The organism is Merdimonas faecis (assembly GCF_001754075.1).
GTDB lineage: Bacteria > Bacillota > Clostridia > Lachnospirales > Lachnospiraceae > Merdimonas > Merdimonas faecis.
The window spans coordinates 134,288-158,745 of the sequence record NZ_MIEH01000025.1 but is presented as its reverse complement, the minus strand read 5'-3'; the positions used below and the strand labels follow the sequence as shown (position 1 = coordinate 158,745).

34 protein-coding genes and 1 pseudogene are annotated in these 24,458 nt (G+C 43.5%); 9 read left to right on the top strand and 26 right to left on the bottom strand.

All coding sequences use genetic code 11. From position 1 onward, the window contains the following. Positions 1–8 precede the first annotated feature (8 nt). From BKD12_RS14395 to BKD12_RS14345, 11 genes are all read right to left on the bottom strand, one after another. Complete coding sequence (locus BKD12_RS14395) at positions 9–692, bottom strand: energy-coupling factor transporter transmembrane component T (RefSeq protein ID WP_070090036.1); 684 nt, start codon at positions 690–692, stop codon at positions 9–11. Further along, a complete protein-coding gene (locus BKD12_RS14390; RefSeq protein WP_070090035.1) occupies positions 692–1,297 on the bottom strand; it encodes an MptD family putative ECF transporter S component in 606 nt (201 codons plus the stop codon). The genes BKD12_RS14395 and BKD12_RS14390 overlap by 1 nt, the downstream gene beginning before the upstream one ends. A gap of 201 nt (positions 1,298–1,498) precedes the next feature. Next, on the bottom strand, positions 1,499–1,918 hold the full coding sequence (locus tag BKD12_RS14385; RefSeq protein WP_070090034.1) for an RrF2 family transcriptional regulator: 420 nt from the start codon (positions 1,916–1,918) through the stop codon (positions 1,499–1,501). A gap of 225 nt (positions 1,919–2,143) precedes the next feature. Beyond that, positions 2,144–2,887: an ABC transporter permease gene (locus tag BKD12_RS14380; protein WP_070090033.1), complete on the bottom strand. Its 744-nt coding sequence runs from the start codon at positions 2,885–2,887 to the stop codon at positions 2,144–2,146. After that, positions 2,880–3,608 carry an ABC transporter ATP-binding protein gene (locus BKD12_RS14375; protein WP_070090032.1) on the bottom strand — a complete coding sequence of 243 codons (729 nt, stop codon included), beginning with the start codon at positions 3,606–3,608 and terminating at the stop codon, positions 2,880–2,882. The genes BKD12_RS14380 and BKD12_RS14375 overlap by 8 nt, the downstream gene beginning before the upstream one ends. Positions 3,609–3,680: 72 nt before the next feature. Beyond that, positions 3,681–4,430, bottom strand: coding sequence for a MerR family transcriptional regulator (locus BKD12_RS14370; protein WP_070090031.1), 750 nt, complete (start codon positions 4,428–4,430; stop codon positions 3,681–3,683). Between the two features lie 288 nt (positions 4,431–4,718). Next, on the bottom strand, positions 4,719–5,489 hold the full coding sequence (locus BKD12_RS14365; protein WP_083262976.1) for a MerR family transcriptional regulator: 771 nt from the start codon (positions 5,487–5,489) through the stop codon (positions 4,719–4,721). Next, positions 5,482–6,393: a DUF2268 domain-containing putative Zn-dependent protease gene (locus BKD12_RS14360; protein WP_070090030.1), complete on the bottom strand. Its 912-nt coding sequence runs from the start codon at positions 6,391–6,393 to the stop codon at positions 5,482–5,484. Before BKD12_RS14360 ends, BKD12_RS14365 begins: the two co-directional genes overlap by 8 nt. A gap of 87 nt (positions 6,394–6,480) precedes the next feature. Next, positions 6,481–6,903 (bottom strand): YjdF family protein, encoded by a 423-nt coding sequence (locus BKD12_RS14355; RefSeq protein WP_070090029.1) that lies wholly within the window; start codon positions 6,901–6,903, stop codon positions 6,481–6,483. Beyond that, positions 6,900–7,424, bottom strand: a complete 525-nt coding sequence (locus BKD12_RS14350) for a PadR family transcriptional regulator (protein WP_070090028.1) — start codon at positions 7,422–7,424, stop codon at positions 6,900–6,902. Before BKD12_RS14350 ends, BKD12_RS14355 begins: the two co-directional genes overlap by 4 nt. A gap of 238 nt (positions 7,425–7,662) precedes the next feature. Then, positions 7,663–9,042, bottom strand: a complete 1,380-nt coding sequence (locus BKD12_RS14345; RefSeq protein WP_070090027.1) for an MATE family efflux transporter — start codon at positions 9,040–9,042, stop codon at positions 7,663–7,665. A 211-nt stretch (positions 9,043–9,253) separates the two neighbouring features. Between BKD12_RS14345 and BKD12_RS14340 the strand changes: the two genes are divergently transcribed. Beyond that, entirely contained in the window at positions 9,254–9,775 is a 522-nt protein-coding gene (locus tag BKD12_RS14340; RefSeq protein ID WP_070090080.1) for a PadR family transcriptional regulator, read from the top strand. A gap of 287 nt (positions 9,776–10,062) precedes the next feature. On the opposite strand, the gene BKD12_RS14330 is transcribed toward BKD12_RS14340, so the two are convergent. Together BKD12_RS14330 and BKD12_RS14325 are read right to left on the bottom strand one after the other, a co-directional pair. Next, positions 10,063–10,788 (bottom strand): lantibiotic immunity ABC transporter MutE/EpiE family permease subunit, encoded by a 726-nt coding sequence (locus tag BKD12_RS14330; protein ID WP_070090025.1) that lies wholly within the window; start codon positions 10,786–10,788, stop codon positions 10,063–10,065. A 3-nt stretch (positions 10,789–10,791) separates the two neighbouring features. Next, positions 10,792–11,493, bottom strand: coding sequence for a lantibiotic protection ABC transporter ATP-binding protein (locus BKD12_RS14325; RefSeq protein WP_070090024.1), 702 nt, complete (start codon positions 11,491–11,493; stop codon positions 10,792–10,794). Positions 11,494–11,767: 274 nt separating this feature from the next. Between BKD12_RS14325 and BKD12_RS17420 the strand changes: the two genes are divergently transcribed. The 5 genes from BKD12_RS17420 (at position 11,768) to BKD12_RS14305 (ending at position 13,790) form a co-directional block, all read left to right on the top strand. Next, positions 11,768–11,893, top strand: coding sequence for a hypothetical protein (locus tag BKD12_RS17420; RefSeq protein ID WP_278308605.1), 126 nt, complete (start codon positions 11,768–11,770; stop codon positions 11,891–11,893). 23 nt (positions 11,894–11,916) lie between these two features. Continuing rightward, complete coding sequence (locus tag BKD12_RS14320) at positions 11,917–12,387, top strand: hypothetical protein (RefSeq protein ID WP_176730979.1); 471 nt, start codon at positions 11,917–11,919, stop codon at positions 12,385–12,387. A gap of 131 nt (positions 12,388–12,518) precedes the next feature. Then, positions 12,519–12,992 carry a GNAT family N-acetyltransferase gene (locus BKD12_RS14315; protein ID WP_070090022.1) on the top strand — a complete coding sequence of 158 codons (474 nt, stop codon included), beginning with the start codon at positions 12,519–12,521 and terminating at the stop codon, positions 12,990–12,992. 54 nt (positions 12,993–13,046) lie between these two features. Beyond that, a complete protein-coding gene (locus BKD12_RS14310) occupies positions 13,047–13,445 on the top strand; it encodes an SRPBCC family protein (protein ID WP_070090021.1) in 399 nt (132 codons plus the stop codon). Positions 13,446–13,604: 159 nt separating this feature from the next. Next, on the top strand, positions 13,605–13,790 hold the full coding sequence (locus tag BKD12_RS14305; RefSeq protein ID WP_070090020.1) for a hypothetical protein: 186 nt from the start codon (positions 13,605–13,607) through the stop codon (positions 13,788–13,790). Positions 13,791–13,971: 181 nt separating this feature from the next. Here BKD12_RS14305 and BKD12_RS14300 read toward each other — a convergent pair whose 3' ends face one another. Further along, positions 13,972–14,217 carry a hypothetical protein gene (locus BKD12_RS14300; protein ID WP_070090019.1) on the bottom strand — a complete coding sequence of 82 codons (246 nt, stop codon included), beginning with the start codon at positions 14,215–14,217 and terminating at the stop codon, positions 13,972–13,974. 152 nt (positions 14,218–14,369) lie between these two features. Between BKD12_RS14300 and BKD12_RS14295 the strand changes: the two genes are divergently transcribed. After that, a complete protein-coding gene (locus tag BKD12_RS14295) occupies positions 14,370–14,669 on the top strand; it encodes a helix-turn-helix domain-containing protein (protein WP_176730978.1) in 300 nt (99 codons plus the stop codon). Between the two features lie 273 nt (positions 14,670–14,942). On the opposite strand, the gene BKD12_RS14290 is transcribed toward BKD12_RS14295, so the two are convergent. The 9 genes from BKD12_RS14290 to BKD12_RS14255 form a co-directional block, all read right to left on the bottom strand. Then, positions 14,943–16,031 carry a DUF6262 family protein gene (locus tag BKD12_RS14290; RefSeq protein WP_070090018.1) on the bottom strand — a complete coding sequence of 363 codons (1,089 nt, stop codon included), beginning with the start codon at positions 16,029–16,031 and terminating at the stop codon, positions 14,943–14,945. A 76-nt stretch (positions 16,032–16,107) separates the two neighbouring features. Next, a complete protein-coding gene (locus BKD12_RS17340) occupies positions 16,108–16,359 on the bottom strand; it encodes a hypothetical protein (RefSeq protein WP_242872780.1) in 252 nt (83 codons plus the stop codon). Between the two features lie 291 nt (positions 16,360–16,650). Beyond that, positions 16,651–17,997 carry an RNA-binding domain-containing protein gene (locus tag BKD12_RS14280; RefSeq protein ID WP_070090016.1) on the bottom strand — a complete coding sequence of 449 codons (1,347 nt, stop codon included), beginning with the start codon at positions 17,995–17,997 and terminating at the stop codon, positions 16,651–16,653. Between the two features lie 186 nt (positions 17,998–18,183). After that, positions 18,184–18,846, bottom strand: a complete 663-nt coding sequence (locus tag BKD12_RS14275) for a GNAT family N-acetyltransferase (RefSeq protein ID WP_070090015.1) — start codon at positions 18,844–18,846, stop codon at positions 18,184–18,186. A gap of 80 nt (positions 18,847–18,926) precedes the next feature. Beyond that, on the bottom strand, positions 18,927–19,526 hold the full coding sequence (locus BKD12_RS14270; protein ID WP_070090014.1) for a class I SAM-dependent methyltransferase: 600 nt from the start codon (positions 19,524–19,526) through the stop codon (positions 18,927–18,929). 76 nt (positions 19,527–19,602) lie between these two features. Then, positions 19,603–19,980 carry an L-2-amino-thiazoline-4-carboxylic acid hydrolase gene (locus BKD12_RS17335; RefSeq protein WP_242872779.1) on the bottom strand — a complete coding sequence of 126 codons (378 nt, stop codon included), beginning with the start codon at positions 19,978–19,980 and terminating at the stop codon, positions 19,603–19,605. A 36-nt stretch (positions 19,981–20,016) separates the two neighbouring features. Beyond that, positions 20,017–20,319, bottom strand: a complete 303-nt coding sequence (locus tag BKD12_RS17330; protein WP_242872778.1) for a hypothetical protein — start codon at positions 20,317–20,319, stop codon at positions 20,017–20,019. After that, positions 20,312–20,938, bottom strand: coding sequence for a TetR/AcrR family transcriptional regulator (locus BKD12_RS14260; protein ID WP_070090013.1), 627 nt, complete (start codon positions 20,936–20,938; stop codon positions 20,312–20,314). Before BKD12_RS14260 ends, BKD12_RS17330 begins: the two co-directional genes overlap by 8 nt. 89 nt (positions 20,939–21,027) lie before the next feature. After that, positions 21,028–21,315 (bottom strand): hypothetical protein, encoded by a 288-nt coding sequence (locus BKD12_RS14255; protein WP_070090012.1) that lies wholly within the window; start codon positions 21,313–21,315, stop codon positions 21,028–21,030. A gap of 293 nt (positions 21,316–21,608) precedes the next feature. Between BKD12_RS14255 and BKD12_RS14245 the strand changes: the two genes are divergently transcribed. Continuing rightward, complete coding sequence (locus tag BKD12_RS14245; RefSeq protein WP_070090010.1) at positions 21,609–21,935, top strand: DMT family transporter; 327 nt, start codon at positions 21,609–21,611, stop codon at positions 21,933–21,935. 23 nt (positions 21,936–21,958) lie between these two features. Here the strand turns inward: BKD12_RS14245 and BKD12_RS14240 are convergent, their stop codons facing one another. The 3 genes and pseudogenes from BKD12_RS14240 to BKD12_RS14230 form a co-directional block, all read right to left on the bottom strand. Then, positions 21,959–22,513 carry a flavin reductase family protein gene (locus BKD12_RS14240; protein WP_070090009.1) on the bottom strand — a complete coding sequence of 185 codons (555 nt, stop codon included), beginning with the start codon at positions 22,511–22,513 and terminating at the stop codon, positions 21,959–21,961. Between the two features lie 26 nt (positions 22,514–22,539). Further along, positions 22,540–23,391 carry an aldo/keto reductase gene (locus BKD12_RS14235; RefSeq protein ID WP_070090008.1) on the bottom strand — a complete coding sequence of 284 codons (852 nt, stop codon included), beginning with the start codon at positions 23,389–23,391 and terminating at the stop codon, positions 22,540–22,542. Positions 23,392–23,516: 125 nt separating this feature from the next. Continuing rightward, a pseudogene (locus BKD12_RS14230) lies at positions 23,517–24,185 on the bottom strand (ABC transporter ATP-binding protein); the annotation flags it as partial. Between BKD12_RS14230 and BKD12_RS14225 the strand changes: the two are divergent. Next, positions 24,154–24,447: a winged helix-turn-helix transcriptional regulator gene (locus tag BKD12_RS14225; protein ID WP_070090078.1), complete on the top strand. Its 294-nt coding sequence runs from the start codon at positions 24,154–24,156 to the stop codon at positions 24,445–24,447. The pseudogene BKD12_RS14230 and the gene BKD12_RS14225 sit on opposite strands and share 32 nt — an antisense overlap. The last annotated feature ends 11 nt before the right edge of the window (positions 24,448–24,458 follow it).

Below are 24,458 nucleotides of genomic sequence, written 5' to 3'. Positions count from 1 at the left end.
ACACCTCCTTATCCTACTGTCATTGAAATCACACAGAAAACCACACCCGCCGCCAGACATAAAAAGTCCTGTACGCCGAACTTCATTTCAATCATGCTGGTCTTTGGAGCAGGATTTTCAATGCCCCGCGTAACAGCGGCTGCGGACAATTCTTCCGCTGTCGTTGTTGCAGAAATCATGGTCGGCACCAACAAGCACTCAATTTTTTGTACTCCATGAATATTACGGAGCTTCATGGCATCCCGGATATAGCCGGTTTCTTCTTTCAAGGCCGGAAAATATCGGACGGTTACAGACAAAGGAATAATCAGTCCCTGCGGGATATGCCATTTCCGAAGTGCAACCATCAATTCCCGGACGGGCGTTTTCTGTAAAACCATCGTACCGACAATCAAGCAAGGGAAAATCTTTCTTGCATAAGATACTATGATCGTGAAGCTGCTGGCTAAAATTTGGGGCCCGTTTGGGAACACATAGTATTGCAGCGCCAGACAAATCCCAAATGCGATTGCCAGCTTGCCCGCGGATTTTTGGCACCCGCAGGCAACGATCAGCAGGAGCAGAAAAACAACCCATGTAATTTCAACCCATAGGTTGTGCTGGGTAAAGGCCACGATATTGGCCAGTACCAACAAAAGCAGCTCCGTCCGTGGATCGAACCTTAATGTATGTTTTTTCCCTGGCCCAGCCATCACACAATTCCTGCCTTTACAAAATGCTTTTTGAACAGACCTCTGGCAATAAATGCGCCGATGATACCACCGATGATTGGAGCAACGAACAGAACGATTAGCATTGCATTGGACGACAGGGCTTCAACTGCCGCAACATAATCAGCGGGCATTCCCTGTTCTGTAATCTGCGCCAGAAAATCGGCTTTAAACAGCCAGATTGGAAGGGGCGAGCCGACCATCCCCAGCGAAAAAATCACATAGGCTATGGAATTTCCCTTGAAGCTGTTATACTTGGTCACTACTCGGACAACTTCGGCCAAAATGCAAGTAGAAGCCATGGAAATCAGGATGACCATGGTAAATTGCCCGGTGACAAAATAGATAAGCGCAGTGATAAGCCCCATCAGGAAAACCGCACCCGGTTTTTGAACCTTTGCCGCCATCAGCATAAAGGGAATACCTGCAAACACTGCAATGAAACCCGGCATCAGCATCCAAAGAACAGGGTGGATGCCTCCCAGAAGCATGAAGGCAAAGTTGATGACAAAGTAGATTGCGGAAAAGATACCGATGGTAATGAGGTCCTTTCCTTTTAGTTTTCTGTCCGTACGCACTTCAGACATTGAAAATTCCTCCTTTTAGTTAGGTTGTGCTAACCCATAGGGTTTTTGAAAGCGCCCTCTGGCGCTTCCAGTCATTATCATAACAAACCTGAAAAATCTTTTCCGCTCCATTCGGCCTTTTTTATTCCAATCAGACCTTTTTTATTAAAAGGAGCTGCCGCCACTCAGGATAAAACACCGCCGCTTCTCTTCTATAAAAAATTATTGTGAAAAATTCCGATTCTTATCTACTTCCATGATTCTGGCAAGTGTAATCTTTTTCAGCGACCGTTCCAACATACGATCCATCTTCCTATACTCATTCTTTAACATAAGCATCTCCTTCGATACCTCATCGGATGGTATTCCACAAATATCTCCAGTCCGGATAATTCCTTCCATACCTATAATCACTTCATACAAGCAGATTTCCTCTGAAGGTTTAAGCAAAATCATACCACCAGCTGAACCATGGGCAACTCGGATAAACCCGGCCGCCCTTAACTTCGCGCTAATCTGGAGCAGATAACGATGGGATACCCCCATAGCTGCTGCCAGCTTCGAGGAGGATACTGTCTTTCTCGCCTTGGCCAGATACACCAGCATCTGTATGGCATAATCAGTAGATCTGTTCAGCTGCATTGACACTCTCCTCCTCTGCTTTTCTTATAGTCCATTGCTTTTATTTTCACTTTGGTATTTTTCTTTCAGCCGCCGGAAGGTTTCATCATTGATCACATGTTCAATACGGCCTATCCAATAATATGTTTGCGACTTTCACACAAGTGTATAAGATAATAGTCTAGTTCACCTAAAACAAACCTTCCCGCCTTGCTGTAAACGAAAACCTTTTGTAATTTTACTGTTTTATTCCCATTTAAAAAACTTCACTGCAATTCCACCGCAAATAATAATCAGGGCCACCATGACAATTAGAGGGAGACAGGCAACTTCTATCGGTAAACCCAGAGAAGCCGCTTTCAGCAATTTGATCCCCTGGGTCAGCGGTAGAATATCTGCAATCCTATGCAATGCTGTCGGCATCACCTCGTATGGGAGAGTGGCCCCGGAGAAGATCAACGTGGGGAAATACAAAACGCTGGCAACAATACTCGCGACTTTCATGTTCGGAGCGACTCCGCCCACCATCATTCCAATGCTGAATGTGGAAAGCATCACCAGAAAATAAGAGGCCAGAAAGATTCCCACGGAACCGGGCAACCGCACGCCGAAGAACAAACTTCCTACCAGATAGACCAATATCAAAGAAAGCAGCGAGTAAATGGCGTAAATAGAAACCTGTACTGTTAGCAGCAGGATGGGGCTGGTTGGCGTTACCTTATAGCGTTTCAGTATTTTCTTCTGCCGATAGTCGGAAATCACCAACGGGAGGCCCATAACGCCACCGGCGCAGATTGCAATCGTGGAAATTGCTCCAAAAGACTGCTCTAAAAAGGAATAACTTGCTCCCTCGAAAGCGGGCTGATTTCCATAAATGATACCGAGCAGTACCACCATCACGACCGGCAGGCAAAGTGCGAAGATCACCATGTCCATACCTCGAAAAGACAGCTTGATTTCTGTTTTCAGCATTGTAACATATTTATTCATCGTCCGTTTCCTCCTCTCCGGTAAACCACAAATAGGCTTCTTCCAAATTATCATATGGGCTTTGGTGAATTGCCTCCTGAACGGTTCCTGTGAAAATGAAATTTCCGTCCTTCAAAATCGCGATTGTATCGCACAGGACTTCAACCTCGTCCATAAAATGTGAGGAAAGAAAGATGGTCAGGCCCTTTTGTTTCAGTGCGTCCAGACTTTTCCAAACACTCCTGCGTGCTTTCGTATCAAGGCCCGTTGTAAGCTCGTCCAGAAAGACGACCCTCGGATCAGGCAGGAGTGCTAAAACGATGAATAGTCTCTGTTTTTGCCCACCGGACAATTCATTTACGAAAGCGTCTCGTTTTTCCCACAGACCAAATTGCCGCAAAAGCTCCTTGTAATTTGCAGCTTTCCGGTAAAGGCAGGCGGTTTCTTCGCACAGCTCCCAAACTTTAATTTTGTCCGAGTAGCTGGCTTCCTGAAATTGCACGCCAACCTGCTCAAAGAGCTGTTTTCGGTCTTTTCGAGGGTTTAATCCTAAAATAGAAACAGATCCCGCGTCTGCCTTCCGAGTGCCTAAGATACACTCTATCGTGGTAGTTTTGCCCGCGCCATTCGCTCCGAGCAAGCCGAACACCTGGCCGGTTCCAATCGAAAGCTCAATGTTACTGATTACTTTGTTTCCGGTGTAAGATTTACTTAAACCGGTTATTTTGATGGTTTCATCCATGCCCTTTATACCTCCTATTTTGATGTATAAAGGTTAGCATGGTTCGGTGGTATGGTGGGTTAATGTAGGCTTTTATTTTGTCATCTTCTGCATTTTTTCAATTTGTCCGACCACATAAACCGCATTTTTCCGGGCCTCGGCCAGAGAGGTAAGCAGCTTGTCGCACGCCTTAATAATATCGTCATCCTCATTCGGCGTATCAATGACTGTACGGATATTTGCGGCGGGATCGTCGTTGATTGCCCGCAGCATCCGTAAAATGGCTGCCAGCGAGTAATTCGCGCAGCGAAGGGAACGGATGATCTTCAAACGTTGTATATCCTTCTCAGAATAGACACGATAACCGTTCTCTCTGCGCTTGATTGTGAACAGGCCATTCAATTCCCAGTTTCGCAGCGTGTCTATGGTAACACCGAGAAAAACCGCAGCTTCTTTTCGCGTGAAGTAAATACCTGTATGTTCTTTTCCATCCAATCCGGCAAGTATTTTCCGGGTAATCTGAATTGCTTCCTCAGCATTTTTTCGTTCCTGATCCACTTGCTGGATATAGCGGCGGGTCAATGCGGCAGCTTCTTCATAATTTCCAGCAGCGGAAACCTTTATGATATTCACCGCTTGCTTTCTGAGTCCATTTTGAAGTACCTCCACCCGAAGTGCCGCACGCGCCAGCTTGAATTGCTCTATATGAAGGTCGGTAAACACTCTGTATCCATTTGGTAAGCGATCCGGCTTAGGGATAAGAGCGCATTTTTCATAGAGCCGGACGGTATTCACATGAATGCCAATCCGTCTGGCGATGTCAATGGTTTTATACTGCTTCATCCTATACACCTCCCATTCTGTTATACCACACTTTATAAGTCTGGTGTTTAAGTGTAGGGTTGACAGTGTAGCGGATTTTGAAGGAAAAGGCAAGCCTTTTGTAATAGGCCAATCCGCACAAGGCAGACTGGCCCATTTGGACAGGTAGCTGGCCCGCCTTGCCGTAAGTAAAAGTTCTTTTGTCGTTATTCCCACTTGAAGAATTTCACCACAATATCAAAAAAAGCAACAAGTAAATGGCGTGAATAGAATTCTGTACTGTTAACAACAGGAGAGGGCCTGTTGGAGTTATGTCTTGTCCTTTGCACAAAAGATGTTAATTGCTTCGCTAAAGAAAGATGCCAGATTTCCACTGCCGAATCCATTTATATAATTGGAAAAGCGATCATCACTGATATAGAGTTGCCCCAAGTAGAGCAAAATTTGATTATCACATTTATAAAAGGATTCAGAGATATACTGCTGCCACTCTTTTACGATTTGTTGTACTTCTTGACAGGCGGGAGATTGATTTTGAAATCGAGCTAATTTCTCAAAGGTATCCTTAGACACAGAAAGAAATCTTTCTAATTGATTTCGTTGACCTTCTTTTGGCTGCGACAAAAATGCTGCTTCATATTCTTTGAAACTATGGGTATCACCCCAACGTTCCAAAACTTCTGACCTATATTTCTCTTTCAGTTCAAGCACTTTTGTATCTGAAAAAGGGGCAAAAGACGAGACAGGATTTCCTTCTATTTCTGTTTTTATCAGGGAGATCAGAGCATCAATACGTTCCTTTTGCGCCTGTAAAATATCAAGGTGTCTTTTCAACGCTTTCGTTCGATCATAATTAGGAGAAGCGAGCAAGCTCTTGATTTCCTTCAATGCAAATCCCACTTCACGAAAAAATAGAATTTCCTGCAACCGGCTTAAATCATCATCAGTATACAAACGATATTTACTGTCTGTAACTATAGTAGGCTTCAAAAGTCCTATTTCATCGTAGTAATGCAATGTCCGTATTGTGATACCTGTTAGGTCAGCAACTTCATGTACTGTCATCCTCCTATCACTCATTCCAAAAATCCTCCACAGTTTCTAAAATTTCACTTGCAGGCAGCAGCGTAGCTTCAATAATGCTTTTTCCTGTCTTTTTTAAGTAGTGTTTAACCAAATGATACCCGCAAGCGTAGCCTGCACAGTAGGGCAACCCAACGCAAGGGTAATTTTGCATCGCGGCCATCTCGTCGCCATAGAGGTAGGCGTTTAGATTCTCAAGCCCTTGAACATTCAGTCCATCGTGAATAATAGGTTTGATGTACTCATTCAGGGTTTGCATCTCCGTTTTGGTCACCCACGGGCCTGCCTTGTCCTCGCCATACAAATGAGTTGCAAAGTTTTCAGCAAGCCCCTCGCTGACCATCATCTCCCCAAGGGTGATACTATTCCGCCACTTAATAAACTGAAAGCGCACATTATGGTTTACTTCGTGGGCCAGCGCAACAGGAAGGCGAGTCAGTGTAAATTCATTGGGGATCAGCCACGCCATGATATACCCCGGAATACCACCATCGCCGCAATACCCTTCATTCAAAGAGGTATAGGGGCTCTCGGCGTTTGCCAGTAAAATCGTAAATAGATACTCGCTGACGGGTAGCTCAATCCCATTGTTCAAAAAACATTCCAAGGATTTCCGGATGGACTGCTCACAAGATACCCAGAGCCGATCCGATGAAAGACTCTCAATGTTTGCTTTTTGTGACTGATCTACCTTTGTAGGAGAGATAAGACCCAGCATATCACTTGCCATAATAATGTCATAGCCATTAGGTGTAGCTGCCTTCATGGGGATTTGATAGCAGTCCCACTTGCCTTTAAATGGCATCATCAGCTCATACCGGTAAATGTCATTTTTCTTTTCGACGGGAGCCTCCATTATTTTTTTGTAGACGGCATCCGAACGTACATAGCTTAATTTCATATAGTCACATTCCTTTCTTGTTTTTTTCAGCATACACCATGACGTAACGTGAGAGTCAAGAGGAATGAACAAATATGAAATAGATGCTTACCTCCCTCGATGTTTGGCTTTCTTTTTTTCCTGCCGCAAAGCAAATAGGCGATCCTTTTCTGCTTCTCGTTGCTCTCGGCTCTTTGTTTTTCTTTCTAACTTACACTGTTCATGTTGGAGTTTAAGGGCTTGCTGTGCTTTAGTACCAATTCCCTTATCTTGCAGTTGACTGTTTATTTCACGCTGCATACGTTTAGGGTTGATTTTTCGTTCTGCAATAACTTCCGCTTGGATAGGTGGACTGAATTTCAGCTTGTGCCAATTCTTCAGCAGAAACTCATAAACCTCATAATCCTTTGGTTCTGCACCAAAAGTGATTTTGCACACCTCATACTTACCGTTGAACGATCTCTCATATATGCCAATCCAAAATGGAGCCTCAAATAGAATGGTTAGACTACTTTTAGAGTCGGTACTCATTCTTGTAAGAACTGTCCTTCAAAGTGATTCAGCCATTCCAGGAGAGCATTGTAAAGCAGTTGCTGCTGCTCAAAAATTGTTCTCCCAACCAGAGGAATGTCTGCAAATTCCTGAGCATAGCCCTCGTTTAATTCAGCCGAGGACTGTATGCTCTGGCGCAAAGCCGAAACCAGCTCCATTGCTTCAGCTTTGTCCATCTTGTTAAGATTGGAAATGACCACGTTGAAATCGAATAACAGCGGTACCGGGCCAGCGGCATAAAAGGCCATCAGTTCCTTAAAATACACTCTGCCCTTATCGGTAATGGAATAGATTGCTTTATCTGCAAACTTACCACCTTTTACAATGTCGCTTTGCAGATAGCCTTTCTCACTCATTTGGAGCACTTTCCGATAGATAGAAGGGACACTTATTTTCGTCCAGCGGGAAAAATGATGGTACTCCACATCTTTTTGAATATCATAAGCACTTTGGGGCTTCTCCAGTACAATACCCAGTATGACTAAATCTATTGATGACATAACTACACCTCCAGTTTTGCTATTAACAATAGTACTATTATTGATAGCAAAAGTCAAGAGGGTGTATTTTAGTGTCCTAATTTGGAGCCTTCCTGTTCCGAAAGTCATTGCTGATCTAAAATCCCGGAAAGTTGATTGAAAAACACCGGACGCATGGACAACACATAAATGCGTCCGGTGTATCTTTATATAATCTTATATGCTGTTTTGGATTGATTTCTTGCGGTTTCAAACAGGCTTATTCGTTTGAGTTAGTGGGAATAGTTTGCTTTTCGGTCATAGATAGTTCCTTATGAAGATGTACGGCCATAAAAACAGTTATTACTACGGAAATCACATCAGCGATGGGTTGAGCATACAAAATTCCATTCATTCCCCATATCATAGGCAGCAACAAAATAACAGGAACAAAGCAGATGCCTTGTCTGCACGCCCCCAAAAAGAAGCCTGCCGCACCTTTGCCCAGTGCAAGAAACAGAGAGGAATATACCGTGTAGAAGCCAAAAAGAATGAATGTGATCCCGTTTGCAAACAGCGATTTTTGACCAGCTAAAATCATTTGAGTATCTCCATCGGTAAATTGAGAGATAATCTGTGTGGAGAAAATGGCCATCGCCAAGCCTACGACTAAGCAGAAACTTGTAGACCAAATGATCGAGGTCTTGATTGCTTCGCGCAGGCGGTCAAACTTCTTTGCCCCATAGCTGAATCCAGCAATAGGCTGGAATCCTTTCAGAAAGCCAAAGACAACCAGCGTCCCCATAGAAGTAATTCGTGTAACTGCCCCCATGCCCGCAATGACCGAATCGCCATAATCGCTGGCTGCACGGTTAATCAGTGTAATGGAAAGACTTGTAAGCAACTGAAACACCAAAGTAGGTACACCGATTTTCAAGATTTCCGCCATCATTTGCCCAGATGGAGAAAAGGCTTTTACGCTGAAAGAAAATGCACTTTTTTTTCGCAGAATGTATGTAAGATAAACAAGTGTAGATACCATCTGCGAAATTGCGGTGGCGATTGCTGCACCGGCAACTCCCATGTTGAAAGTGTAAATAAAAAGAGGGTCTAATCCGATATTCAACACAGCTCCCAGCAGTAACGCACACATAGTTGTCTTTGCCGCACCCTCGCTGCTTACAATGTTGTTCATGGTCACGTTAAACACGTTGAAAACACAGGACAGTATATAAATTCTTGAGTACGTCAGGGCATACGGCATGATGGTTTCTGTCGCGCCTAACATGGTCAAAATTGGTTTAAGGAAGATTGTAGAGAAAAGGATGATAATAGCGCCGATCAGAAGGCTGCTATACAGGGCTGTACTTGCCACTTTATTGGCAGTATCCTTATCGCCACGTCCCAGAAGTCTTGACAGATAGGATGCTGCACCGTTGCCGAACATTAGTCCCAATCCAACTACGACTTGCCCCAACGGAAAAACGATGGAAATAGCTCCCATTTGACTTCTGCCCAGTCCGCCCACAAAATAGGCATCCACCAGATTATATAGGGCATTGATTAACATCCCAATCATAATCGGTACGCCAAGTGCCATCAGAGCTTTTGGGATGGGCGCACTTCCCAAAAGTTCAAGTTTTTTGTTACGTTCACTCATTGTAATACTCCTTTCGCTCTCGTGAGTGTAATTTACAGTAGTATAAATTATAGCATACTGCCGCATGAATCATACTACTATAATTTATAGTATATGTCAAGGGAAATGCGGGAATTTGCCTTGACAAGGAGTATAAAATCTAATACTATAATTTATAGTGAATTTGACAGTATTCTTTCATGCATAGAACAAGCGAAAGGTCGTGATCCACATGGCTACCATAGATTTGATCGTGTTGGGAATGTTAAAAAAGGAGCCAATGAGTGCCTACGATATTCAAAAGTTGGTAGAATATAGAAACATATCAAAATGGGTAAAAATCAGCACCCCATCCATTTATAAAAAGGCCATTCAGTTGGAAGAAAAAGGGCTAATCCGAAGTGAAATCGTAAAGGAAGGAAAGATGCCAGAAAAAGCGATTTACTCCTTGACAGAAGCTGGAGAAGCAGAATTTGAACGGCTCATGTTTGAGATTTCTGCAAAACCCATTAACATTTTTTTGGACTTCAATGCTGTTATTGTGAATTTAGATTCCTTACCGCCTGAAAAACAAAAATCGTGTATAGCAGAGATTGAGGAAAATGTTGGTATCCTGAAATCCTATCTGGAAGATAATATACGGGAAAAAGAAAACGAACCCAGCATTCCGGCAACAGGTATGGCTGTTTTGCGGCAGCAGTATGTATTGGCAGAAGCAATCCAAGAATGGGTTACTTCTTTGAAAAGTAATTAACCAAAAAGTAAAGAGGCGTATTCAAACACACTTCTTGTATGCAGATATGGACGTATGTACCCAGCCGGTTTCACGGCTGGGTCTTTTCTTTTCGATCAGTTAATATGCCGGGGTTCCATACCCATAAATTTCATAGTAACCGACCGGATAACTGTTTTGACGGCAACTATCACCAGAGTTGCCTTCGATGGTGTAGCCCCAGCTATGGGGATCACTGTATGAATACCCCAATAGGATGTGTGCCTTTGTTTCAGAAAATCAGCACGAACCAGAGCAATTATTCCCATTTACATCCCTTCTTTCTTTGAAAAATTGGCCGCATCCCAAAGAGTAAGCAGGACATACAGGATCACGGAAAATACCAGCGGCAGCAAAACGCTCCATGAAAAAAGAGCGACACCGGCAAAGGTTCCGTTGCTTTCAATTCCCATAAGCAACTCCGCCGTTTTCGCAGCCCAGCAATAGGGACATACCCATGCAAGAGCTGTATTTCCAAGCAGGATAGGCATGAGAATACCCAGCAGAGTGTTGGCTGCAATCGGGAGAAACAAGCCGGTTTTCCGGGCCAAAAGCAGGCAAAGAGGGATTTGCCAGATTGAGGCAATTATCAAGGCAATACTTCCGGCGAAGTTTCGTCCCGCAGAATACACAGCCAGAGCCGGGGAGATCAAATTGCTTACTGCGGCAAAAGCGGCCAAGAATACCGCAGCCACAAGTAGTTTCTCGATTATGAGCAATGCTTTTGCATATTCAAACCGTTTCAGATTGATAGGGGCAGATAATACAGAATAATACTTTCCGGCCCGTTCCTCTTTTTGATGGGCAAGTGAACACAGGATAGCAATAGTTCCGGGAAGAAGAAACGCATACCACCAGTAAAAGGTCATATACTGGAAGCCATAAAAACCGCCGATGATCCATGCAAAGAGGGCCGTCAAAAATGGCGCAATAAACAGTAGCTTATTTGAAATTGTCCGTTTGAATTTCAGGTGTTCCGCTTTCAAGTAATTCATTCCTTACACCTCCTTGTGGTGGCGTTTTACCACGTCCATAAATAGCTGTTCCAGATTTTCACCGTTGCGAAGCTCATTCTCATATCCCAACACACCACCGGCAATAATACCCACATGGTCGGCAATCTGCTGGACTTCCGATAAAATGTGGCTGGACAAAATCACTGTAATCCCTTTTGCCGGAAAAGAACGGATCAGTTCTCGTAGTTCTTCGATGCCTACCGGGTCAAGGCCATTGGTAGGCTCGTCAAGAATTAAAAGCTGCGGGTTATTCAGCAAGGCGATAGCAATGCCAAGCCGCTGCTTCATACCGAGGGAAAATTGTCCGGCCCGCTTCTTCCCTGTATCGGTTAGACGGACGATGTGCAGGACTTCATCAATCCGATTATCCGGCAGCCCCAGCATCGTTGTCCGCACTTTCAGATTTTCGTATGCGGTCAGGTTTTCATATAAGGGCGGCGTTTCAATCAATGCACCGATCTGTGTCAAATCGCCACGCTGCCACGGATGGCCGTCAAACTCGATACTGCCGGAAGTGGGCCTCAAAATACCTGTAATCATTTTTAGCGTGGTAGACTTGCCCGCCCCATTCGGCCCCAGCAGGCCATAGACAGAATTTCTCTGAATGTTCAGCGATACATTATTTACGGCCATCTGCCCTTTGAAGTTTTTGCAGAGGTCAGTTGTTTTCAAAATTGTCTTCATACCAATTTCCTCCTGTTCTCTTAGTGCATAATCAAAATAGCAGTCAATTTTGAAGAAACCATAAAGATGGAGGAAAAAGGTCGCTGAAATTCTTCCTAATCATATTCTTCAACTTGCGGCAAAAACCGGCGCATAAAAGCTGTCCTGATTATAAGAAAAAATGTATAGAAAGCAATCCTGTAATGAAAAAAAGCCTTGCTTTTCCACCCGTGGTGTGTAAGCTGTGACTCACACAAGGCACAAGCCCAAGCAAAAAAGAAAGGTGGAAATGATAATGAAAACAGGAAAAATCACAGCGAAACTGAGGGACGCGGTTCCGGTTTGCCTCATGGTAAACGGTAAGGAAGTCAAGCGGTACAAGAACATCGAGCTGCCGGACGAGCTGAAAAGGTGGAAATGACCGACTTCCATTTCAACGTACACATGGACGGGAAGATCACCTTTGAAATCCACTATGAGGAAGGCGTACTGCCGGAGGTATTCCCGGAGGCCCGCACCAGAGTAAGCCGGGCGACGAAAGCCGCCACCAAAGCCGCCGCACAGGAAATTACAGAGGTTATGGCTGTGGAGGCTACCAAGCCGGAAACAGAGGCCGCGCCGCAAGAAAGCCCACAAACCGACGAAATCCCGGCGGAAGATCCCGGTGAGCCTACCACGGTAGGAAATGAGCTGGAAGGCATCGAGGCCGCCTACAATGTGACCGGCGTACGTCGCAAGCAGCTTGTAGTAGCGGTAAGCAAATTTACAAACATCGAGCCGGAATACAAGGCGGCTCCCAGCTTCGCCTATGAAATCGGTGACTACATGGTAGATAAGGAAGGAACTCTGACCGGCCCGGAAAATCCGGCTCTGATAGAAAGCCTGAAAGAACAAGGCTTCATTGCCGCAGAGTAAAACGAGAAAGCCCCGCTTCGGCGGGGTCTTTCTTGGGTTATAACATGCTTCCCTTTTGTAGCTCGATATGCTATAATCAGAAAAACAAATTGGAAGTTGTAGAGCAGAAAATTGGAATTTAAGGTGAGCAGATGGAGTATGTAATACGAGAAATGAGAAATGAAGAATATTGTTTGTTAGACAATTTTTTATATGAAGCGATTTTTATTCCAGACGGTATTGAAGCTCCGCCTAAATCCATAATAGATTGTCCTGAATTACAAGAATATATCATTGACTTTGGAAAACGAAAACATGATAAAGCCTTAGTTGCAGAAATTCAAGAGAATGTGGTAGGAGCTATTTGGGTTAGAATAATGAATGACTATGGACATATTGATAATGATACTCCATCTCTTGCTATGTCTATCTATAAAGAATATAGAGGGTTAGGAATTGGAACCTCATTATTGAAACAACTATTGTCAGTAGAAAGATTAGCTGGTTATTCAAAAATTTCTTTATCTGTTCAGAAAAGTAATTACGCTGTAAAAATGTATAAGAAAGCTGGATTTACTGTTGTTGATGAAAATAGTAAAGAATATATTATGGCTATAAATTTGTAACATTAAATCATAAGTTGTAGAACAGAAACTTGGAAGTTGAGGAGATGAGATATAATGGCAAAAACGAATATCAAATCTATTATCCAGAGTGATATTGATAATGTATGGGAAACCGTTTTAGCTGTTAAGAACTATAACAAGTGGCGTAGTGATGTAAGTAAAACAGAAAGTATAAACGAAAAGAAGTTTATTGAATATACTAAAGATGGCTATTCTACTACATTTACTGTTACTTTTATTAAACCATTAAATCGTTGGGAATTTGATATGGAAAACAGCAATATGAAAGGACACTGGATTGGCATTTTTACTTCCAAAGACGATAAAACAGAGATTGATTTCACAGAACAGGTATCAGCAAAGAAATTCTTTATGAAGCCGTTTGTAAAATCATATTTAAAAAAACATCAAACGCAGTTCGTTATGGACTTAAAAAAAATATTGGAGAAATAAATCCTAATTTGCTGTTTTGATTAGCCCCGCTTCGGCGGGGCTTTTCCTGTCCTCAGTGAAAAAAGATATGTTTCAAGACCTTTAGAGCTTGCTTTTTGACCGGTGGTGTGTAAGCTGTCACTCACAGAAATAAAACATATCTTTAAGGAGGACGCAATCATGCTGCAAATATCTGAAATCGTAAAGAAAACTGAGGAAATGTTCGACCTGTTCAACGAGCATTTTTACGAGAGCGAGTTGAACCGCCCAGCCATCACTGTATCGCCGGACGGAGGGCGCGGGGCGTATGGCTGGTGCAGTATCAACGAGATATGGAACGCCAGCGGCTCTGCCCAAAATAACTAATGACATATCTTATATCAGTTTTTTGAATTTACACAAAACTTGAAACGGTCTCGCGGCGAGAAGTATCGGGAAATCAATCTCTGCGCCGAGTACCTTGACCGGCCTATCTTCGAGCTGGCAGCCACGCTCCTGCATGAGCTGGCGATTCACTACAATCAGATGTATGGCATTCAAAATATAACTACCAAATTAAATATTTCCGTAATAAGCCTTCTTGACCATCATCTTTTATCTTCTTTACCACATAGTTCAGCCATTCATCTGGTGTTGGCACCTCTCCAGCACAGGGAATTTTTCTCCATTGCTCCCGTTTGACCGGATCTTTATCATTCCACCCCTTTTCAATTCTATCGGAAATTATTGCCCGCATTTCCTCAACTGAAATGTTTCTCTCTCTTGCCATTCTTTCAAAAATATGCTCCTGCATTATTCTACCTCCAGTCTTTTGTGAATAGCATTTCCATCATCTACAATACTATAACTGCATAAGTCCCTTTTAGGAAATATGATAGCTACCGATTGTGACTATTATACCACCATTCTGGGACTTAGAATAGATACAGATAGGTAGGTGATGATATGGATACGCAGAAACGAATCAGAGAACTGATGGAAGAACGCAGATGGACTGACTATCGACTGGCAAAAGAAGCAAACCTCTCCCATTCTACTGTCACAAATATGTTCAATAGAAATAACGCACCAACGCTGCCAACTCTGGAGGCAGTTTGCAGGGCATTTGGTATCACGCTGGCTCAATTCTTTGCCGAGGGTGAAGAAGCGCAATTGACCGAAGATCAACAGAAACTCTTTTCAAAATGGAGTACCCTGACAGATAGGCAAAAGCAAATCCTTCTTGAACTAATGGATGCTATTTGAAGCGCATCGCTCCCACACCGGGAAAGATGTGCTTTTTCTTTTGTAATTTTGCAATAAAAAAAGCCCCTGCTAATTGCAGGAGCGAAAACAAAAACTTTATATGTAAATTTGAAATGCACCCATTCACGCAAGTTGGGTGCATTGTATCAATTTATGGTACGCAAGCCAGATCGGAGTATAAAACCGGTCGATTTATAAGAAATGCCTATTTTTAGCATTTTAACACAATACACACTTTTTCAGCATTCTCATGCTTTCTAATAATCTGATCTCCTATTTCATTGTCAGCCTTTCCAGTTTTCTTGTCAGCATTATATTCTCTTTTTTCAATCGTTCATTTTCTTCTAACAACTTTTTTATCTCATTCTGATAGATTTCCACCTGTTTCTCCATACTTTTCTCCCGGACTTCCCGCTTAATCTGCGCCAATTTACCCTGATCTATCTTTTCCCGCTCTTCCTCCAACACAGACTTTACTTCTTCATTTTTGTAAAAGAAGCCTCTAGACAGTCCTGTATTTTGTGAAAGTTCAGACACCGATAGATCTTTCCCCGCTGAAGCAGCTCTGCGTATTTCTTCTACAGCAAGTTCAATTTTTCTTCTGCTTTCCTGCCGATTAGCCTCGTTCATCTTATCGTAATTTGCCATCAGTAAATTTCCTCCCAGGCTGCTTTCCATTTTTGCATAAAACTCCATCGACTTTTTCACCAGTTCTTCATCCAGCAATCCGATATTTTTCTTTACAATTTCATCTGTTTGATAACCCATATAATCACGAATTACCTGAATCGAGGTACCGCTTCTATAAAATGCTTTACACACTTCTTTTTGGTAGCCATTGCCTTTAAACACATACACATTCGTCAAGATACCAGACTTTCTGCATTGTTTCATAATCGCATTTTGAAATCCTTCAGCAGTAAACCTTTTGCCGTTATTCAAGAAAAGCAGATTTTCCACAGGTATATGGTTTCTATCCGAATATCTTAGAACAAGCCAATGCAAAATATCCGGAATTGGTATACTTCCGGTGGTATCCGGTACCTTCATCCAACTGTTCTCATCTTTATAGTAAAAATCTGCATTTCTCAAAAGAAATAGTTGGCCCTTTTTTATACCTGTAGTAAGCAGGATGAGGCTCATAATCCGCAGATTCTCTGGAAATTCTCCAAGATGTGCTATCAGCAGATTCAGTTTTTGATCCAGGTTATCGATTTCATTTACACCCGGATAACTCTTCTTATAATACAGTGGAATCGGATTTGAAAACTCTCCAATATAATCTGTCACTTGCAGATACTGCAAAAATGTTGAAATGACCTGCAGCTTATTATTATAACTTTGCGCAGTAATGCGCCTCATGGACAGGCTTTTTAAATATTTTCCATGGAATTACGATCAATATCTGTTATGACCTTTCCACAGTCTTCCAGAAAACTTAAAAATTCTTTGATAAATGAATGTCTAAAAATGAAAAACTCTCAACAGCATCACTACGGCTATATCTCTCTGCTGAAATATTCAGCCTTTCCGTAAACCATGCATTAGCTTCCCAGTTTATATTCTTAGATTCCAGAAACAACAACTTGCGGCAAAAAAGAATGAATTTTTTCGGACTCGAACAAGGATTACCATATTCCCGCTTAAGCATGAGAGAGTATTCCTGTTCCTGAGCTTTCTCCATCTTCATAATATCTTTCAATCCACTTTTTTCAGCATAGCAAAACAGGCACTTGAGTGGAAGCAAGTACCTGTTTCGTCTCTCTTCTCGATTTTTTATTGATTTTACAATCTCGTTCAGAAGTAATTCTATCTGCATCTTAATCTTTTCATCAAGAGCTTTGCTGAAATCCCAGTACAATATTCTCTGGTCCACTTCTTTTTAAAAAGATCTGGCAACAGTACCGCTGAGATATTCCGGCAGATAGATTTCCTGTTCAAGCGGAAGTTTTTTCTTCATATCTTTTCTTTTAGTAAAATCCTATTTTACAATCCATTGTCCTGATTTGCGGCTGCCGATACGATCGATAATCCCTTTTTCTCTCAGTTCTTTTAAAACTCTTCTTATTTGTCTGTCAGAGCGATTCAGTTTTGTGGAAAGCTGTGCCTGTGTTATATGAGAGTTTTCTTCTATTGCTGATAATACTTCTTTCTCTAATGGATCATTTATTAGGACATTTAATGGGACATTTATTAGGACATTTTGATCTTTTAAAATGCCCTGATGTCCTAAAGGCGTAAATTTCACCATAATGTCCTCTAAATGAAGCGTATATTCCGGCATTGGAACACCATGTTTTTTACAGGCCTCACATATTTTTTCTATTCCACGCCCCCATGTTTCCACATATCCTGCCCGGAAAAATCCATTAGCAATATTTGGATTATAGGGCTGTGACCGATGACGCTCCATCAATGTTTCCACAGTCCAGCCGACCGGGAAAACGCAGTCATTACTGATATATACCGCATCCTCATGTATCCGGATCTGTATTGGAACTAGTGCTGCATAATTGGAATGGATAATCGCATTATATACCGCCTCTCTGACAGCTGCTTTAGGAAGAGGATAAGTCTCAATTCTGGTAACATTATCGTAAGATATCATTGCTTTCATATATTTCAGATATATCAGTTCTATAACTCTATCCGCCTGAATAAACAGAGAGCCATGAATCTCATCCTGATAACGTAGATCAGATCCCTCGCCAAAATATCCGATTTTGATATATGCACCCGTAACCCACTTTTCCGGATTTCGATGGAATAAGAGAATTGCCGCTCGTTTCAACTTACCATGTTCAAGAAGGCCGAGGTTATCCAAAAGCTGCTCGTTACTCATATTCAGGTCTTCTTCTGTCATACGACCGCTTCGCAGAGCCTCTCGCCGAAAAATGTCGAAACTCTCTTTGTCCAGATCGTCAACTGTAACGCCATCCACCGGAACTGCATCCCATTTATATCCGGTTTTAGACAATAAGAACTCTGTCAAAGCAGCTCCTCTGAGAAGCTGCTTTGTACTGCCACTGCGATAATGGTACTCACCCTTATAATTCACAGGATAACTGCTCGGATTCACACATATCTCAATGTAATCTTTATCTTCTTGAGACAGCAGATTGACATCCACGATAATGCCAAGAATATCCCGCACTTTATTGGGGATATCTTCCAACAGCTTTTTACTATCCTGCACACCGATAACATTGCCTTTGTCATCAGTTCCAATATATATCTTGCCTCCTTGAGCATTTGCAAAACCACAGATCCATTTCAAATACTCATCACGCCAGGATTCTTTCCATTCTGTGTTTTGGTTTTCTGTCATGCATCTTCTCCCCCGCTTTTAAGAACTCTTATTATACTCTCATTACTGTTTTCATATAGATTATTGCATATTGTCTGAGTCAATGATTGCTATACCCAAATCTTGTCTTAAAGTATAGCAAACGGACTTTTTAATTTCAATCAGATATTCATCAACGTATATATCAAACAATTTAAAAGACATGATTCACTGATGAACCATGTCTCCTTTTTCATATTCATGCTCCTTCAAAACGTACTCATAAACGAGGGACTGATTGCCGGAGCCATCCTGAAAGGGCTTCTCTGCCACTTTCTTAAATCCACGTTTTTCATAAAACTCCCACGATGCAAGAGTGTTCGTAAAAAGCCGCACACGATCTGCTCCATCAGCTTTTGCCCGATTCAAAAATTGTGTGACCAATGCGGTTCCCAACCCCTTTCTGTAATTCCTTCTGGACGAAAGGGCAACGAGTTCCAGATCGCATTTCCCAACGGTTTCCTTATCCCTTTCCTGTAGCTGACGGAAAAAGGCATCAAACTGCTTCTGGAATGGTGCTGACATTTTATATCTTTTCAGATAGAACTTGAGGAACATTTTACACCAACGGCCATAGTGCTTTTTTGTCTCATACTGAGCTGCCAGAGCCTTGCTGAAACGCTTATCATATTTTCCACAGATGAATCCTACGACCTGATGATCCTCCGTTTCCGCAACATAGGTGAAATTGCATTTTTCAATCAGGATCTGTGCGTAGTCACGCAAAAGTATTTTATCGTTCTGATCCACAGAGCATGAAAAGAATCCTTCGTAGAAGCAATCCCCGCAGGCCGCAGCATCTTCTTCCTTATATGGACGAACAGTAAACATGGATGTACCCTCCTATGCGCAAATAGGTTAGTGATAACTAACTAATATTATATCAGGAGACATGCAGGATTGCAATTCATTTAGTTCCCTTTCTTTCCAGACACGCAGAACATAAACTTATTTTTTGTAACCTTAACATCCATGAAACCAACGGCCTCCATGATCTGTTTTATTTCATCCGGTGTATATGATTTCATCCCCGGTATCATCTTTTCCCAGTGTTTTTCAGGATCTCCAGGATCATTGACGACTACGAATTTCCCGCCCGGCCTGATCGTTCTTTTCACTTCTGCAAAGCATTTCTCCAGATCTTTCCAGAAATACACAGTTTCAAAGGCGGTGGCAAGTTTTATGGAATTATCCTTTAACGGAAGGTTCTCTGCGCTCCCAAGAAGCACTTCACATCTTTTGCCAATATTCTTTTTATTCGTCTTTTTTGACTTCTCAACGCTGGTGCTGGAAATATCTATCCCATAAACGAAACCGTCTTTGGAGCGGTCTAATAATCTTCGGATATTAAATCCACCGCCACAGCCAATATCAACCAGCATTCCGTCATCAGGGACATCAAATTGTGTAAATGCCCATTTAGCCATCGGACTATGCCCCATATTCATACCAGAAAGCATCAGCCTTCCTATAAATCCCTGCGGGTTGCCGAAATTGTTTCTGAATGCCATTTTATGTCTCCTTTTTCATCAGATTTGTAATACCGGTTTATTCATCCGGAATTGGGTGAGTGTTTCCGTATATTTCTTATTGATAACCTTTCCCCTGTGTAAATACCGGCGGCCAGTATGGTAATGGCTGCACACCCGATTTTAGGCTGAAGTCACAGTAGTCGCCGTTGGCAAAGCAGGTATGCCTTCGGTACAGCGGTACGCCCAACACGCCGAACATCACATAGTCCAAATTGCAGAGATAGGGCATATATTCTTCGTAGCCGTATTTTTTTGCGAAATCGGACAGTGGGCAAACGAGAGTATGATAAGTAAAGACGCAGCCCTCTGCAGGCGGCTGCATGGTTTTTGTTTCAAAGCTGCCGGGATATTTTGCAGCGTTCTCCGTATTCTCCCGGTCTTTCTTTCGATACATCTTCGTGACAAGCCTGGGCGAGGAAAATATCTTCCTCATAACTGCCCGGACGGGGCGTGGGATAGCCTGATACTTTCACTCATAAGCCAGCACCATCAGACGTGCCGAACCCTCCACAGAAACACCGTAGCGTTTAAGTACCTCGCCCATCGCCACAAAAATGTAAGCGCCAGTGAGGTTCTTTGTCCCGCTGACTTTGTCACCGCCGATGTAAGGGAAATGCTCCAGCAGATTCTTTTCATAGAAGCCCCAGATTTCCTCCCATACCTCGCTGTAAGGTTTGCCGGCGTTCTGTTCCAGTTCCACTTTCACAAAGCGAAGATAACCCTCGTTTTCCTTTTTTAATTTCAGGATATTGTTCCGATAATATTCATGCATGATCCGTTTCCTCCTCCATTAAACTGAGCATTCCGTTGCGGTATACCAGTGCGACGTCACGCATCCGCCGGATGATTGTTTCCTTATCCTCGGTTTCCAGAATGATGTGGGCGAGCATATCAAAATAGCCCCGCATCATCAGGTCAAGGGAACCGGGGTCGATGCCTAGCAGAGCCTTTGGCGTATGCTCAGCAGTTTCCACCCCCTGCGTAATCCGTTCGATGTTCATTATGCGGAAACTGTCAAAGAAGTTTTCATACTTCGTTCCCTCAGCACAGCGAAGTAGTAACACCATTTCTTCCCGGTGAGCGCAAAGATAATCTGCCAACTCCGGAAGGCGACGCAGATAGCAGTCCAGCATGGAATAGAGCATCTGTTCTGGTGGGAGTTTCTGCATATCCTCCCCGATGGAGCGTACAATGGTGGCAAGGCCCTGCGCCGTCTCGTCCGTTAAGGCGTAGAACAGTTCCTCTTTATTTTTGTAGTAGCCATAGAATGCACCAAGAGTAAAGCCCACATCATTCACAATCTTGCGCAGTGGAGCCGATTTGAAACCTTTTTCCAAAAACCAGCGTTTGGCACTGTTCAGGATCTTCTGCTGCGTTTCAGGTATTTCCATGCCGAATCCCCTCCTTCATATATCTTAGCTATGTATCTTAGATATATTATGCGTAAAAAACTGATTCTTGTCAAGCTCCTTCTTGCCTGTTAATCATTTTCTTCCCATCCATTCTGCCAACTCACCGCATCATCGAAAGAGAACGCACCATTCAGCCTTTTGACTTCTTTGACACATTCTCCACGCAAGCGTTCCAGTGACACTGGATCGATGTTGTTATTCGCTGCAACCACGTTCATCATCACCGCCAGCTCCACAGCCATCTTGAAGATCATCCGGTTCTGCCGGTGATCACTCTCCGCTACAATGCTTTTCAACGTGGAGGTGACGATATTAGGGAGATAGGTTTTGTTGTCCTCTGGAAGAACTGGTGGCAAATTCTGCCTTTCCCTCCTTCACCACGGACTATATCAGGAAAAGGAATGAAGATACTACTGGCCGGATCGCTGTTCCTATCCTGGATGACGAAGCCAACGTCACCTATTACTGCTGCTGTCTGAAATCCGAAAAAGCCCGGTTTAAGACGTTGTTACAGCATTGGCTTTCACCAGATCCTGCACACTGACATGTTCATTCAAAAAATGCTTTAAACTTTACATGTTCTTTCGTTGTAATTCTGTTTTTCCCATAGTATAATATCCTGCGGTATCACACGACTGGAGGAATGAACATGCCATATGTATTATTAGGTGCCGCAATCATCCTTGAGATCATTGCGACCACACTTCTGAAAGCATCGGAAGGCTTTACAAAGCTTATACCGACACTGTTTTGTATTGTTTTTTACGTTCTGTGCTTTTATTCGTTTTCCAAAGCACTGCTGAACATCAACCTGGGCGTTGCATATGCTACCTGGTGTGCAGGCGGCATCGTGGCAACCACCATTATCTCGGCACTCATCTTCGGTCAGAAGATCAACGGCATCGGTGTCATTGCCACCATTTTAATAGTAGCCGGATGTGTGCTCCTGAATCTCTTCGGGACATCCGGCCACTAAACTTTTATTTCCCGGCGGTTCTGCTATTTCAGAGCCGCTCCGTCTTTAAATGCATTACCCACCTTTTCGCCCAGGCGGTAATATCCGAAATGTACCGTATCATAGGTGATCGGGCTGAATTTCTCCAGACTCAGCTCTCCATCTTCACCAAGGACACTCTCATCGATACTTACATTTACAATCTTTCCGAGAAACTTACTGCCGTCCGTGACATTCACAAGCTCACATTCCAGTGTCAGCGGGAGCTCATTGATGATAGGCGCATGGACAAATGTACTCTCTGTGGTGGTAAATCCTGCCTTTTCCATCTTATTCTCTTCTTTGTTTCCAGAAACCAGTCCCACATAGTCACAGGCAGTCATATGCTCTACATCGCCTACACTGACGGTAAATGCCTTATGAAGAAGAATATTGTCTGTCGTCTTATGGCTTCCTAAATCAACCATGATCTCATCCGATCCCACAATGCCACCCCAGGCTGCGTTCATGGCATTGGCCTTCCCGTTCTCATCATAGGTTCCGATAATCATCACCGGCTGTGGAAACAAATACGGTTTTGCTCCGAAATTTTTTCTCATCGCTGTTGTCCTCCTTATTTCCCTTCTTAATCGTGAATCTTCATCGTATGCAGCATCTTGATAAATCCAGGGTCATCATGGTTGACGATCTCGCTGTGTCCAAGATCCAGCTTCGCAATCTCTGCCATATCTTCATCGGTGAGGTTGAAATCCCAGATATTCATATTCTGTTCCATACGGTCTTTGTGTACGGATTTTGGGATCACGACCACGCCTCTTTGTACGTTCCAGCGAAGAGCCACCTGTGCCGCACTCTTTCCATATTTATCGCCGATCTTTGTCAGCACCGGATGGGTGAAGATTCCATGGTTTCCTTCCGCGAACGGTCCCCATGCTTCCGGAACAACTCCGTATTCCTTCATAACGGCCAGGGCGTTCTCCTGCTGGAAGAATGGATGCAGCTCTACCTGATTAACAGCTGGAATAACCTCTACTGTCTCACAAAGGTCTGCAAGACGCGCCGGATAGAAATTGCATACACCGATTGCTTTCAGATTTCCTTCTTTGTAAGCCTCTTCCATGGCACGGTATGCGCCAACGTAATCCTTCAGCGGCTGGTGGATCAGATACAGATCCAAATAATCCAGTCCCAGATTGTCAAGAGAAGTCTGGATCGCCTTCTTTGCTCCTTCATATGTGGCATCCTGTACCCACAGCTTGGTGGTGATGAACAGCTCTTCTCTTGGCACTCCACATTTCTTAATGGCTTCTCCCACCGCTTTTTCATTCATATAAGCAGCTGCTGTGTCGATCAGACGATATCCGCTCTCGATCGCGTCCAGCACTGCCTGCTCGCACTGTGCCGGATCCGGCACCTGAAATACTCCAAATCCTTCCAGCGGCATTTTAACACCATTATTCAATGTTACATATTCCATCATAAAAACCTCCTACTTTTTTGACTTGTATTCGTTCTCTTTACAAGTCATATTGTAGGAGGTTTTTCTTAAAATGTAAAATGCCGATTCGTCAGAGAAGTATAACCCAAACGCATACTTTCTATCTATCCATTAGCGGCAAAGTTTCCGGTATACAGCTGATAATACTTGCCTTTCTCCGCAATCAGCTCATCATGGGTTCCCCGCTCGATGATGCGTCCCTGTTCCATAACCATGATACAGTCAGAGTTTTTGACAGTACTTAACCGGTGGGCGATCACAAAAGTGGTCCGTCCTTTCATCAAGGCGTCCATTCCGGCCTGCACCAGCTTCTCCGTACGGGTATCAATGGAAGAGGTAGCCTCGTCCAGAATCAGTGCCGGCGGATCTGCCACAGCCGCCCGGGCAATGGCAAGAAGCTGTCTCTGTCCCTGGCTTAGGTTTGCGCCGTCTCCGGTCAGCATTGTGTCATAGCCGTCCGGCAGACGACGGATGAATCCATCCGCATTGGCAAGCCTTGCTGCATTGATACACTCTTCGTCCGTTGCATCCAGCTTGCCGTACCGGATATTTTCCATAACTGTACCAGTGAACAGGTGCGTATCCTGAAGTACAATTCCAAGAGAGCGCCTGAGATCCGGCTTCTTGATCTTATTGATATTGATGCCGTCGTAGCGGATCTTTCCATCCGCAATATCGTAAAACCGGTTGATCAGGTTGGTGATCGTCGTCTTTCCTGCCCCGGTAGCTCCGACAAAGGCAATCTTCTGCCCCGGTTTTGCCCAGAGGCTGATATGGAAGCTTTTGATTTTAAGAAATCTGTTTATGCGCCCCTGGCGGTTTAACGAGCTTAGAAAAGATCTGGAAGGCATCAGCCAGAAAGTACTGACAGACAGTCTCCGGGCTATGGAAGAGGACGGGATCATCACCCGCACCGTCTATGCGGAAGTCCCGCCCCGGGTAGAATATGCCCTGTCCCCCTTAGGAGAATCCATGAAGCCCATTCTGGACGCCATGGAACAGTGGGGAACCGAATACAAAAAAATGATGCTGTGATCCAGATTTTT